The 13,244-nt window shown below is 67.5% G+C and carries 9 protein-coding genes; 4 read left to right on the top strand and 5 right to left on the bottom strand.

The window, feature by feature from the left end:
- Positions 1-87: 87 nt before the first annotated feature.
- The gene (metK, locus tag ACODSC_RS11995; protein ID WP_488814170.1) at positions 88-1,293 is read left to right on the top strand and encodes a methionine adenosyltransferase; all 1,206 of its coding nucleotides are present in this window, start codon (positions 88-90) and stop codon (positions 1,291-1,293) included.
- A gap of 6 nt (positions 1,294-1,299) precedes the next feature.
- Here metK and ACODSC_RS12000 read toward each other — a convergent pair whose 3' ends face one another.
- The 5 genes from ACODSC_RS12000 to ACODSC_RS12020 all read right to left on the bottom strand — a co-directional run bounded on the left by ACODSC_RS12000 (position 1,300) and on the right by ACODSC_RS12020 (position 9,586).
- Positions 1,300-2,568 carry a pentapeptide repeat-containing protein gene (locus ACODSC_RS12000; RefSeq protein WP_488814172.1) on the bottom strand — a complete coding sequence of 423 codons (1,269 nt, stop codon included), beginning with the start codon at positions 2,566-2,568 and terminating at the stop codon, positions 1,300-1,302.
- Positions 2,569-2,621: 53 nt separating this feature from the next.
- A complete protein-coding gene (locus ACODSC_RS12005; RefSeq protein WP_488814173.1) occupies positions 2,622-3,251 on the bottom strand; it encodes a bifunctional diaminohydroxyphosphoribosylaminopyrimidine deaminase/5-amino-6-(5-phosphoribosylamino)uracil reductase RibD in 630 nt (209 codons plus the stop codon).
- Positions 3,248-3,961: a 2,3-diphosphoglycerate-dependent phosphoglycerate mutase gene (gpmA, locus tag ACODSC_RS12010; protein ID WP_488814174.1), complete on the bottom strand. Its 714-nt coding sequence runs from the start codon at positions 3,959-3,961 to the stop codon at positions 3,248-3,250. The genes ACODSC_RS12005 and gpmA overlap by 4 nt, the downstream gene beginning before the upstream one ends.
- A gap of 253 nt (positions 3,962-4,214) precedes the next feature.
- Positions 4,215-6,857, bottom strand: coding sequence for a TonB-dependent receptor (locus ACODSC_RS12015; RefSeq protein ID WP_488814175.1), 2,643 nt, complete (start codon positions 6,855-6,857; stop codon positions 4,215-4,217).
- A gap of 173 nt (positions 6,858-7,030) precedes the next feature.
- Complete coding sequence (locus ACODSC_RS12020) at positions 7,031-9,586, bottom strand: hybrid sensor histidine kinase/response regulator (RefSeq protein ID WP_488814176.1); 2,556 nt, start codon at positions 9,584-9,586, stop codon at positions 7,031-7,033.
- A 206-nt stretch (positions 9,587-9,792) separates the two neighbouring features.
- Here ACODSC_RS12020 and rpsT point away from each other — a divergent pair, with 206 nt between their 5' ends.
- From rpsT to dnaN, 3 genes are all read left to right on the top strand, one after another.
- A complete protein-coding gene (gene rpsT, locus ACODSC_RS12025; RefSeq protein WP_135194610.1) occupies positions 9,793-10,062 on the top strand; it encodes a 30S ribosomal protein S20 in 270 nt (89 codons plus the stop codon).
- 455 nt (positions 10,063-10,517) lie between these two features.
- Entirely contained in the window at positions 10,518-12,005 is a 1,488-nt protein-coding gene (dnaA, locus tag ACODSC_RS12030; protein ID WP_488814177.1) for a chromosomal replication initiator protein DnaA, read from the top strand.
- A gap of 108 nt (positions 12,006-12,113) precedes the next feature.
- Positions 12,114-13,232, top strand: coding sequence for a DNA polymerase III subunit beta (dnaN, locus tag ACODSC_RS12035; protein WP_488814178.1), 1,119 nt, complete (start codon positions 12,114-12,116; stop codon positions 13,230-13,232).
- Positions 13,233-13,244 lie beyond the last annotated feature (12 nt).

Below are 13,244 nucleotides of genomic sequence, written 5' to 3' on the forward strand. Positions count from 1 at the left end.
TTCCGGGTCGCCGCCCAGCGTCAGATCACTTGAACATATAAGCATATCTTTATATGTCTGAACGCCTGACACAGACAGGAGCCTCTCTTGGCCGCTCGTTCCTCCTTCCTCTTCACCTCGGAAAGCGTTTCCGAAGGTCACCCCGACAAGGTCGCGGACCGCATATCCGACACCGTCGTGGACGCCTTCCTGGCCAAGGATCCCGAGGCGCGCGTGGCATGCGAGACCCTGGTGACGACCCAGCGCATCGTCCTGGCCGGTGAGGTCCGCGCGACCCAGCCGGGCAACACCAAGGAAGAGAACGAGGCCTTCACCCAGGGCATCATCGACAGCCTGGAGCCGCTGGTCCGGGCCGCGGTCAAGGACATCGGATACGAGCAGGAAGGCTTCCACTGGGAGACGGCCGAATACGCCTGCTACCTGCACGCCCAGTCGGCGGACATCGCCGTCGGCGTCGACTCGACCAATGAGAAGGACGAAGGCGCGGGCGATCAGGGCATCATGTTCGGCTATGCGTCGAACGAGACGCCGGAACTGATGCCGGCGACCCTGCAGTACAGCCACAATATCCTGAAGCGCCTGGCCGAGGTCCGCCACGCCGGCGGCTCCAAACTTGAGCCTGACGCCAAGAGCCAGGTGACGATCCAGTACGAGGACGGCAAGCCGGTGCGCGCCACCTCCATCGTCCTGTCGACCCAGCACGCCAAGGGGCTGAGCTCGGCCGAGGTCGCCGAAATCGTCAAACCTTACATTCTCGAGGTCCTGCCGGAAGGCTTCACGGACGAGAACACCGTCTGGCACATCAATCCGACCGGCGTCTTCGAGATCGGCGGACCGGACGGCGACGCCGGCCTGACCGGCCGCAAGATCATCGTCGACACCTACGGCGGCGCGGCGCCCCACGGCGGCGGCGCCTTCTCGGGCAAGGACCCGACCAAGGTGGACCGTTCGGCCGCCTACGCCTGTCGCTACCTGGCCAAGAACGTTGTCGCCGCCGGTTTGGCTGATCGCTGCACCATCCAGATCTCCTACGCCATCGGCGTGGCCAAGCCCCAGTCGATCCACGTCGATCTGCATCGCACCGGCAAGATCGACGAGGGCGTGCTTGAGGAAAAGTTGCTGGGCCTGATCGGCGGCGCGACCCCGCGCGCCATCCGCGAGCACCTTAGGTTAAACAAGCCGATCTACGCCCGCTCGGCCGCCTATGGCCACTTCGGGCGCGAACCCGATGCGGACGGCGGTTTCAGCTGGGAAAAGACCGACCTGGTCGATCAGCTCAAGGCCCTGGCCTAGGAGGCCTCAGGCGGCCTGGTCGATGACCAGGCCGCGCACGCCGGTCAGATTGGCGTCGGTCAGGTCGATCTGACGGGTGTGGGCGCCGTGCAGGATCGCCCGACCCAAGTCTGCGCCCACCAGGATCGCGCGCTTCAGATCGGCGCCCGACAGGTCCGCGCCACGCAGGATGGCGCCGGTCAAATCCGCCGGCATCAATCGATCGGCCGTGATCAGCAAGGGCCCCAACTGCGCCTCGCGCATGTCGGCCCCGTTGAGCTTGGCTCCGCGCAGTCGCGCGCCGCGCAGGTCTGCGCGACGCAGCTTGGCGGACCTTAAGTCGGCGTTCTCGAGCTGGGCGCCCTGAAGCTGCACCCCCTCCATGTCCAGGCCGTAGAAGACCGCGCCCTTGGCCGACAGGGCCGTCAGGTTCAGCCCCGTAATCGACTTCAACGGACGCAGATCGACGCCGTCGAACACCGAAGGCTGCCCCGCCGCCCCGCCCGTCTCGCACCAGCGCGCATGTTCGCGCAGCATTTCCGCCGCTGGCATCCGATCGACGGATTCGCAGGCGGACTTGTTGTCCGTCAGGGCGCCCTGCATGTCGGCGCCGTCGGCGCGCCACATGGTCATCTTGCAGCCCACCAGAATGGCGTCTCGCAGATCGGCCCCCGAAAGATCCGCCCCCGAAAGGTCCGCTCCGGCGAGATCGGCGCCCCGGAAGTCGGCCTGCTTCAGATTTGCGCGGACCAGCTTGCAGTCCTTCATCACAGCGCCGGAAAAATCGGCCTTCATGGCTATGACGCCCGACATCTTGGAGCGCTGAAGATTGGCGCCGGCCAGACAGGCGCCGTTGGCCTCGGTCTCCTCGCGGTGCCGGGGTTCGATGACCTTGAAGCCCAGCTTGGCGTCGGCGGCGGCGATGGTGCCCTCGCGCAGGTCGGCCTCGAACATGTCGGCGCCCGACAGGTCTGCCCCGCGCAGACAGGCCCCGCGCAGATCAGCGCGACGCAGGCTGGCCTCGGCCAGAACCGCGTCCTGCATGTCCGCGCCGAAGAAGTTGGCGTTGTCGAGCTTGGCGCCCGTCAGATCGCAGCCCTCCAGGCAGGCGGCGGCGAAATCGGCGTCGGAAAGGTTGCGGCCCTTCAGGCTGAGCCCCGAAAGATCCATCCAGGCGAAGACCGCGCGGGCGCCGCCGGGGCGGGCCTGAAACAGTCTGTCGTGCCGCGCACAGACCATGTCTAGCTCCGCCTGAGTCAGGCGTTTTCTCACGATTGGTTCTGCGGCCAGTGCCATTTCGACACAGTGCGCCCGCTGGACTTAAGAAAGCCTTGAGCAACAGGCGGTTGTCAGTCGTTCAACAGACCCTGGTCGCGCAGCGCGTCCGCCAGCTCTCCCGGCCCGGTCCACAACCGGGTGTAGCCCGCCTCGCCCAACCGTTTCAGCTCGGTGACCAGATCGGCCTTGGGCGACGCCACGAAGCGGCCGTCGAAACCGACGCCGCCTTCGCTGACCCGCACCATCGGGCGTCCGCTCTCCAGCCGGTGCAGGAAGCCTTCGCACAGGGCGGCGCCTTCGTCGCACATCAGGCCGGTCTCGACCGTCAGCCCCTGGGCGCGCAGGCGCTCCGTGCCGCGTCCGGCGGCGAAAGGCGAGGGGTCGAGGCAGGCGATGACGACCCGGGCCACCCCGGCCTCGGTCAGGAACTGGGCGCACGACTTGCGGCCGGACGACCGCGCGCCGCAGGGCTCCAGCGTGACATAGACGGTCGCGCCGACGACATCGGGGCCGGCGGCGGGGACGGCTTGTTCCTCGGCGTGCGGGCGGCCGCCCGGGGCCGTTGCGGCCTGGGCGATGACCCGACCGTCCTTGACGATGACGCAGCCGACCGCCGGATTGGGCCAGGTCTCGCCCATGCGGCCCGTCGCCAGCGCGATGGCCTGGGCCATGAAGGCCTGGTCGGCGTCGCTCCAGCTCATGAAATCGCCGGCAGCTCTTCGGCGCGGCCGGCGTCGAGATAGCGGGCGGCCGTGGGCTTCAGGTCCGCATCCAAGTCGATCTCCAGCGGATTTCCGGTCGGGATCTCGACGCCGACGATCTTGTCGTCCGGGACCCCGAACAGCAGTTTGACGATGGCGCGCAGCGAGTTGCCGTGGGCGGCGATCAGCACGTCCTCCCCCGCCTTTAGGCGCGGGGCGATCTCGGCGTCCCAATAGGGTTTGACGCGGTCCAGGGTCGTCTTCAGGCTTTCGGTGTCGGGGATAGCCTTTCCGGCGTAGCGCGGGTCGGCGTTGAAATCGAACTCCCCGCCCGGCGCCAGCGGGGGCGGCGGCACATCATAGCTGCGGCGCCAGACCTTGACCTGGTCCTCGCCGTGCTTTTCGGCCGTCTCGGCCTTGTTGAGGCCCGTCAGCCCGCCGTAGTGGCGCTCGTTCAGTCGCCAGTCCTCGATCACCGGCACATCGCTCAGACCCGCCGATTGCAGGGCCAGGGCGCCGGTGCGCTTGGCGCGGGTCAGGACGGAGGTGAACATCACCGCCGGCGTGAATCCGGCCTCGGCGATCAGTTCGCCGCCGTGGCGCGCCTGAGCCTCGCCCTCCGCCGTCAGGTCGACATCGACCCAGCCGGTGAAACGGTTTTCGAGGTTCCATTGGCTCTGGCCATGGCGGAGAAGGATCAGGCGCGGCATTGGGTCGGTCCCTGGCAAACAGTCTGTCGGGGTAAGCCGCCGTCAGAAGCCGGTCAAGGGAGCCCCCGGTCAAGGAGCGCCAGAGAGGGACAGGGCGGCCCTTCCTTGTCGCCGGGCCCGAGCGCAGGTAACAGACAGGCCATGTCCGACCGTCTCTTCTTCATCCTGACCGGCGTCGTCGCCGTGGTGATGGTGGCGACGGCGGCCGTCTGGCCCTGACGCGAGGCGGGCCGCAACCCGCCTCGCCGGCTGATCAGAACAGGATCTTGCGCAGATTGATGCGGAACACCCGACCCTGCGGGTCGAGATAGTCCGCCTGGTAGTTGATCGGCGTGGAGCCGTCGCTGGCGGTCACCGAGACGCGATCGTCGAAGATGTTCTGAACCCCCACGCCGATCCGCGTGCCCTTCAGGATCGGGAAGCGTTCGACCCACGACGTGCGCTGGGTCAGGTCGGCGAAGGCGAACAGATTGACGGTGGTCCGGCCCGAGAAGTCCAGGTCGGGCGACCCGAAGGCGTCGCCGTTGACCGTGGTGCCCGAACTCCAGTTGGCGTTGACGAAGGCGCCCAGGCCGTTTCTGAACATGCCGGTCTGCAGCTGCACCTCATGGCGCGACTGCCCGCCCGAGCCGGAGATGGAGTCGCCGTCCAGCAGGTCCAGCGGCGCCAGGCCGTCGCTGATCACCACCTCGTCCTGAACGCGCCAGGTGTGGGTCAGCGACAGGTTGAACATCCCCTGACCGGGTTGCATGCCGGCTCCACGGGAGCCCCGCATCCGGCCGCCGCCGCCAGGACCGCCGGGACCGCCGCCCCTCATCATGCCTCCGCCGCCCGGTCCGCCTGAGCGCGCGGCGGAGGCGGGGGACGGTTGGCCGAAGGGCCGCGAGAAGTTGAACCCCCACTGCACGTCCTGCTGGTCGCGCTGGAAGAAGTTCAGCGGGCGGGCGTCGATCGAGATCAGATTGCCGTCGGCGTCACGAACGAACCGGTCCGGCAGGGCCGCTTCCAGGTCGGGCGTGATGGTCGGGAAGCTGGAAATTTCGTTTTCCGCCTCGGTGCGGGTGTAGGCGAGGTTCAGCCGGAAATCCTTCTCGGAGAAGGGCTGCCAGTTGACGCCCAGCTTCAGGATGCGGCGATCCTCGGCCTTCAGATTGGGGTCGCCCCCGGTGACCTGCGTGATCTCAACGGTCTGACCGGTGCTGAAGTCGTAAACGGGCGTATTGGGCGTCGCCACCGTCGGATCGTTCAATTGCTGGATGGTCGGCGCCTTGCCTTCGTCCGAATAGTTGGCCGAGAGCGACAGCCGCTCGACCGGCGACCAGTTCAGCCCCGCCCCCACGGCGCTGACCCCGCCGAAGTCGGACAGCTCGTCATAGGAAAGGTTCAGATTGGCCGACAGGTCGCCGATCTTGGACAGAACGCCGCGATCCATGTTCGAGATCGGCAGGTCGAAGTTGGCCTGCAGACTGCCCTGGTCGCGCGACTGCGAGCGATCCACGGCCTCGCCCGAACGTACGCTTTCGGAATCCAGCGAACGGTGGCTGGCCCCGACCTTGAAGGTCGAGGTCACGTCGCCTGCCGGCAGCTCGAACGGTCGGCCGTTCAGAACCAGTTCGCCCGTCGCGGTCTGGGCGATCGAATGGGCGGTGTCTCGCGCGCTGGGCGTCACGGCGTCGTCAAGGTCGCCGAACGGATTGATCGCCGGGTCCCCGGCGCTGATCACGGTCTGAAGCGCCGTCGCGTCCACGCCCCGCCCGGTCGAGGTGTCGGTCTCGACGCGGCTGTATTCCCCCGTCGCCGTCCAGCGCCAGTCGCCGAGATAGCCGTCGAAGACCGTGCCCAGCTCAGCGGTGCGCGTGTCGGTTTCGCGTGTCAGGGCGTCGGGCAGGTTCAGATAGCGATACAGCAGGACGTCGTTTCCGAACGGCGACCAGGGGCTGGTGTCCGGCAGGGTCAGGGTCACGCCGGGCAGGCCCAGGTAGCTGAAGCTGCTGGAGTCCTCCAGGCTGCCGCTCAGGGTCATGCCGACCTTGTCATTCAGGTCGTGCTTGTAGGTGCCTGCGATCGAGGCCTCAGCCGTCTTGGGCGACAGGGTGCGATAGGCGGTCAGGTCGCTGGAATTGGCGATTCCGGCCGTGGACATGAAGTCTGACAGGGCGGGCGCGCCGCCCGCCGCAGAGACGGGAACGCCGGCCAGGTTCACCGTCGATCCCGCCATAGCCGAAAGCGCCGGGTCGATCTCGCCGCCGTCCAGGCCCGTGATGTTGCCGGCCCGGTCGAACAGGGTGCCGGAGCTGCTGCGGTCGATGTTGCGCTCGGTCTCGAACAGGGTGTTGGCGGTCGAGCCGTTGATGTCCAGCGACCAGCGGTCGGCGCCGGCGATCTTGAGGACGTTGTTCTCGCTGGAGGTCGTCGTGCGCCCGCCCTGCTCGGGCCGGCTAACGTTCACCGAAGAGGTCAGGGACTTGAAGTCTGCCTTCAGGACGATGTTCACCACGCGCTGGTTGGCGCTGTAGCCATAAGACAGCGCGGTCTCTTCGGGCAGGACGTCGAAACGCTCGATCGCTTCCGGCGGAATGCCGCGAATTTCACGGAAGCCCGAGATGCGGCGTCCGTTGACCAGGAAGACCGGCGACCCGCCGCGCGCGCTGCGGGTCTGGGCCTCCAGCAAGGTGACCAGTTCGCCGATATTGGTCGCGCCGAAGGCCTGGATCTGGGCGGTGTCATAGGAGACGATCGGCTCCTGTCCGCCCAGGGCGACGCCCCGCCGCGCCGCCGTGACCTCGATCTCCGGCAGCAAGACGGCGGGATCGTCCTGTTGCGCCTGAGGCGCGGCAGGCTGTGCGACGCCCGCAGTGGGGGCCAGGGCGAGCAGCATAAGGGCGATCTGGGTCATGGAACGGCGGTCCGGGAAAAGATATCAGCCCCCTCTGGGACGCGAAAAACATGGCCGGAAAGCGACGCAATTCATGAAGATTTTGAAAGCGTTGCCGGCTTTCAACACCCTCTAAAAAGCGGCGACGGAAAACGCGGCCTGGGCCGTTTAATCCCTCGCCCTGCGTTCAAGGACTATCGGGCCGCCAGCGGTTGGCGCAGCGTTTCAGGCGACGCCGCCTTCTCCCACGCGCGCGCCTTGTCCATGGCGGCCGCTACCCCGTCCAGCAACGATACCATCGTGATGGGCTTGGAGAGATGGCCGTCCGCGCCAGCGACGCGCCCCGCCTCGACGTGTTCGGGCAGGGCGTTAGCCGTCAGCATGATGAGGGGCGTCCGGGCGCGGCCTTCGTCGGCTTCCAGGCGACGGATCGCGGCCGTGGCGCTGAGCCCGTCCATCACCGGCATCTGCATGTCCATCAGCACCAGGTCGATGCCGCCGTCGCGATACGCCGCCACAGCCTGCTCCCCGTCCTCGACCACAACCAGTTCGGTCGGCATTCCGCCCAGCATGATGGCCATGACCTTGCGGTTCGCCGGATGGTCGTCGGCCACCAGCACCCGCGCGGGAAAGGCGAGCTCCGCCGCAGATTCGGCCGGCGTCGCCGCCTGAGCCTCGACCGCCCGAGCGAGGGGGATTTCGAACCAGAAACAGGCGCCGGCGCCGGGCGCGCCTTCGCACTCCAGTTCGCCGCCCATCAGTTCGACCAGATCGCGCGAAATGGTCAGCCCCAGGCCGGTGCCGCCGAACCGACGCGTGATCGATCCGTCCGCCTGCTGGAAGCGGGAGAAGATGCGGCTCTTCTGCTCGGCGTCGAAGCCGCAGCCGGTGTCGGTCACGGAAAACCGCACACGCCCGTCGCCGCCCGGCGCCACGCCGACGGCCACATGGCCTTCGTCGGTGAACTTCAGCGCATTGGAAATCAGATTGGACAGGACCTGGCGCACCCGCACCACGTCGCCTTCGACTACAGCGTCCAGATCGGGCTCGATCTCCAGCCGCAGCGACACGCCCTTTTCTTCGGCGCGAGGACGATACAGCGCCGCCACCCCGCGCACGGCGTCGCCGAGGTCGAAGACCGCCCGCTCCAGGGAAACCTGTCCGGCCTCGATCTTGGCGGTGTCCAGAATGTCCGACAGCAGGCGTTCCAAGGTGACGCCCGAGGCGTGGATCACCTCCGCCATCTCATGCTCGCGCGGCGCCAGGCGCGCGCGGCACAGGGCGTCGGCCATCGCCACCACGCCGTTCAGCGGCGTGCGGATCTCGTGGCTCATATTGGCCAGAAATTCGGACTTCGACCGGCTGGCCTCTTCGGCACGACGCCGCGCGGCCCGCAGATGACCCGCCTGACGCCACAGCCACACCAGACCGGCGATGGACAGCAGGCCGAACACCACTGCGGCGCCGACGAGCCATTTCTGCGCCTTGATGACGTCGCCCTGCAGCGCGGTGTTGGCGCGCGCAGTCTCCAGCTGAGCGCGCCGCTGGCTCAGCTGTTGCTGCATGTCGCCGGTGACCTGGCGAATGCCGGCGCTGAAGCGGCGGGCGTCTGCGATCTTGTCGAGCCGGGCGTGTTCGCGCAGTTTTTCATAGGCCTCGTGCGGACGCCCTTCGGCGAACAGGATTTCCGCCTCGACGTGCGGCAGTTCTGAAATCCCTTCGCTTCGATAGGCGCCCTCGGCCTGACGACGGCGGATCTGGGCCAGGTCGCGGCGCGCGGCGGCGATCCGGCCGGTCTGGGCCCGTGCGATGGCGCGAGCGGGCAAAAGGTGCGCGGCCAGGAAGGAGGCCTCGCCAAGATCCTCGCCATAAGGCGCCAGGCATCGCAGCACGTCCGCCGGCGCCTGGCGCGCCTCGGCCGTCATGGCGCACAGATTGGCGTCATAGACCGCCAGGCTGGACAGGTCCGCGCGCTGGGTCAGGCGATGATGGATCAGATACAGGCGCTGCGCCTGGTCCGCGTCGCCGATCTGGGTCGACAGCCGCGCCAGATTATAAACCGCGTCGAAGTCCGGTCGCGGATAGGCCGGATTGGCGAAGTCGATCTCGAACCGGCCGAAGGCGGCCGTGGCCCCGTCGATGTCGTTCAGCTTCATCAGGCCGATGCCGGTCATCTCCCACAGGCCGGCCCGCGCTGCGTTCGCATAGGGGGCGTCATCGGGGATGAAGGCGTCCGCGTCCGTCAGCCGCTTCAGCCCCTCGCCGATCTTGTCCTCGTCCATCAGCGCCAGCGCCCACAGCCGCGTGGCGTGCGCCTTGGCGAACCAGTCCGCCTCCGTCTGGGCGATGCGGCGCATCTCCTCGGCGGCGGCCGTGTCGCCCTGATCGTAGCGCAGCGTCAGGGCGTTCAGACGGGCGATCTGCACATAGCGCATGTCCACCTGACGACGCGCCGCCTCGGCCAGTCGATCGTTCCACGCGGTGGCGCGCTCGAACTCGCCCTGGTTCAGCATGATCCACGCCACGTGATAAAGCCGGTTCAGCCCCTCGCGGTCTCGCCGCGCCATCGCTGCGCGCCCGAAAGCCTCCAGCTGGGCGAAGTCGGTGGCGCCGGCGCGACGCTCCACCGCCTGGGCCAGTTCCAGCGGCGAGCGCTGGGGACCCGCAACGTCTGTCTGGGCCAGGGCCGAGGATGCGACCATGCCCGCAACGACCCAGGCGACGAAAAGCGATACTGTAGATCTAAACATGCGGCTTCCGTTTCGCCGCAAGCTTGCCACGCCGTTCGTTGAATAAGCTTTATCAGCCGCGAGGATGTCGCCCGGCGCTCGCCGATGGTCGATCCAACCCAGACTCCGCGTTGACCGCCCCCGGGCTTTCGGCTATAGGCCCGCCCTCTTGAGATTTCCGCGCCGTGGACGTGTGCTCCGCGGCGTTTTCCGTTCGAAGGTTTGACATGGCCAACAACCCCGGCGCCCGCAAGGCGATCCGCAAGATCGAAGCGCGTACCGAAGTGAACAAGGCGCGCCGCTCGCGCGTCCGCACCTATCTGCGCAAGTTCCAGGAAGCTCTGGCCGGCGGCGACGCCGCCGTCGCCAAGACCGCTTTCGTCGAAGCTCAATCCGAGCTGATGCGCGCGGTCTCCAAGGGCGTCGTTCACAAGAACACCGGCTCGCGCAAGGTGTCGCGCCTGGCCGCCCAGCTGAAGAAGCTTTCGGCCGCCTGATCCACGGTTGATCCTGCAGTCAACGGAACAGCCGTCGCTGTTTCGTTGTGGGATTACATAGCAATATCAACGGCGAAGTGGCGCGTGCTCCTTCGCCGTTTTGCGTTTGGTCGCTAAGCTGTCTTACGCCCATTTCGCCGTCGTCGACCGACGATCATCTGAATTCTCCAAGCCGGATCAGGGTTTGACGGAGTCAAACAATTTAACTGCCGATCGACCAACGAATCAGCGTTGACCCACCCGGCTCGCAGCGTAAGTTTTGGCCTCTAACGCACTTCCATCCCAGCACGGATGAAGACGGCGCGGGACTTATGTTTCGCGTTGGCGGGAGATGTCTGTCCAGAGGTTCGACCCCGTCCGAAAAGCATCGCTTTTCGGCGCAGGAGAAGTCGTCCCTGAACCATCGCCCTGAAGCGCGGAAGGTCGGATTTGGTTTTGAAGCGGGCGGCGGCGAAATGGTTGGGGGTGTTACGGCGATGGCGGGCGGGACGAACGCGTCAGGAATGACGGACCCGGACCGTATCTGGAGCGAAGCGTCTCTGCGCCTGCGCGCCGAGATCGGCGACGGCCCCTTCTCGTCCTATATCGCCCCGTCGGCCGTGCGTATGGACGGCGCCGGCCATCTGATCTTGGTCACGCCCACCGCCTATGCCCGCGACTGGGTGCGCAAGAACGCCCTGCGTCGCATGAACGAACTGTGGCTAGGCCTGGACGGCCTGTCGCGCCGCCTGGACGTGCGCTGCCGCGCCGAAGTTGGATCAGCCCCGCCGGCCTCCGCCGTCCTGTCAGGCAAGGGGGCCGGCAATGTCGTCGACGCCGCGCCGCGCCTCGCCGCATTCGCCTCGACGCCCCAGATCGCCCCCGCCGCCCCCATCAGCGCCGACGGCGCCCGCGCCGTGCGTGCGGCCGGCCTGCAGGACCGCCTGACCTTCGACAGCTTCGTCGAGGGTCAGGGCAACGCCTTCGCCCTGGCCATCGCCAAACAGGTGGCCAGCTGGGCCGACGGCCATTTCAATCCCGTCTTCTTCTGCGGCCCCTACGGCTACGGCAAGACCCACCTGCTGAACGCCATCGCCTGGGAGGCCCAGCGTCTGCGGCCCGAGGCCAAGGTCGTCTATCTGACCGCCGAACGCTTCCTGTCCACCTTCGTCAAGGCGATGCAGGACCGCTCGACCGCCGCCTTCAAGGAAAGCTTGCGGAGCGCCGACATGCTGCTGCTGGACGACGTCCAGTTCGTGGGCGGCAAGGCGAGCACCCAGGAAGAGCTGCTCTCGACCCTGACCGCCCTGATCGAGGACGGCAAACGCATCGTCTTCTCGGCCGACCGCGCGCCGATGGCCCTGACCGAGGTCGAGCCGCGCCTGCGCAGCCACCTGGCCGCCGGCCTGACCTGCCCGGTCGAGGCGGGCGACCGCGAACTGAAGATCGCCGTGGCCCAGAACCGTCTCAAGGCCCTGTCGGCCCTGGGCGTGGTGCAGGGCGAGGCCAATCCCGAGGTCCTGGCCCAGCTGGTGGATCGCACCCCCGGCTCGATGCGCGAGCTTGAGGGCGCCGTGAACACCCTGGCCGCCGCCGCCGGTTCGCGTCTGGCGACCGTCTCGGTGGACGAGGCCTCGACCCTGCTGGGCGCCGCCATGCGCGGCGGGCCCGAGCGCCGCATCACGGTGGACGAGATCCAGAAGACGGTCGCCGACCACTTCAACATGAAACAGGCCGATCTGCTCAGCGAGCGCCGCACCCGTTCGGTCGCCCGCCCGCGCCAGATGGCCATGTATCTGTGCAAGCAGCACACGACCCGCTCCTATCCCGACATCGGCCGTCGCTTCGGCGGACGCGACCACACCACGGTCCTGCACGGCGTGCGCAAGATCGAGGAGCTGATGGGCCAGGACGACCAGATCGCCCGCGACGTCGAGGCCCTGACGCGCAAGCTTCGCGGCTGAAGCTGTGGAGCAGCGGGTCTGACCCGTTGCTCCCGCCGCGCAATCCGCTAGTGTCCCAGGTCACTTAACCGCGGCCATCTGCGAATCGGCCGCGCCGGGCGAGACGACATGCAGCTGACCATCGAACGATCCGCGCTCCTCAAGGCCCTGGGCCACGTGCAGAGCGTCGTCGAACGTCGAAACACCATTCCGATCCTGTCCAACGTCCTGCTGTCCGCAGGCCGCGACCGGCTGGCCTTCGCCGCCACCGATCTGGACATGGAGATGGTGGACGAGGCCGAGGCCCAGGTTCAGGTCGAGGGCCAGATCACGGCGCCCGCCCACACCCTGTACGAAATCGTCCGCAAACTGCCGGAGGGCGCCGAGGTCTCGCTGCTCTATTCGGGCGACGACCCCCGGCTGGTCGTTTCGGCCGGTCGGTCGCGCTTCAACCTGCCGGTCCTGCCGGCGGGCGATTTCCCCGTCATGTCCACCGACAGCGCCGGCGCCTCCTACGTCCTGCCCAAGGAGGATCTGGCCCGCCTGATCGACAAGACCCGGTTCGCGGTCTCGACCGAGGAAACCCGCTACTATCTGAACGGCCTTTATCTGCACACGGTGTCGGAGGCCGGCATTCCCCTGCTGCGCGCCGTCGCCACCGACGGCCACCGCCTGGCTCTGGCCGAGACGCCCGCGCCCGAAGGCGCCGCCGGCGGCCCCGGCGTCATCGTGCCGCGCAAGACCATCGATCAGGTCCGCCGCCTGCTGGACGACGCCGGCGGCCCGGTCGAGGTCACCGTCTCGGCCCAGAAGATCCGCTTCCAGATGGGCGAGGCGTCCCTGACGTCCAAGGTCATCGACGGCGCCTTCCCCGACTATCTGCGCGTCATTCCCAAGGGAAACGACAAACAGGCCGACATCGACAACGCCCTGTTCGCCAAGGCCGTCGACCGCGTCGCCACCATCTCGGCCGAGAAGAGCCGTTCGGTGAAACTGGCCTTCGACAACGACCGCGTGAAGCTGACCGTGCGCAACATGGAAGCCGGCCAGGCCGAAGAAGAGGTCGAGATCGGCTATTCCGACGAACCGTTCGAAATCGGCTTCAACGCCCGCTATCTGCTGGACGTCGCCGGCCAGATCACCGGCGAAAACGCCGCCTTCCGCTTCGCCGACCCGGCCAGCCCCACACTGGTCCTCGATCCGGGCGATCCCGGCGTCCAGTATGTGCTGATGCCGCTGCGGGTGTGATCCTGACCGCCG

The sequence above is a fragment of the Brevundimonas sp. FG128 genome (genome assembly GCF_057809775.1).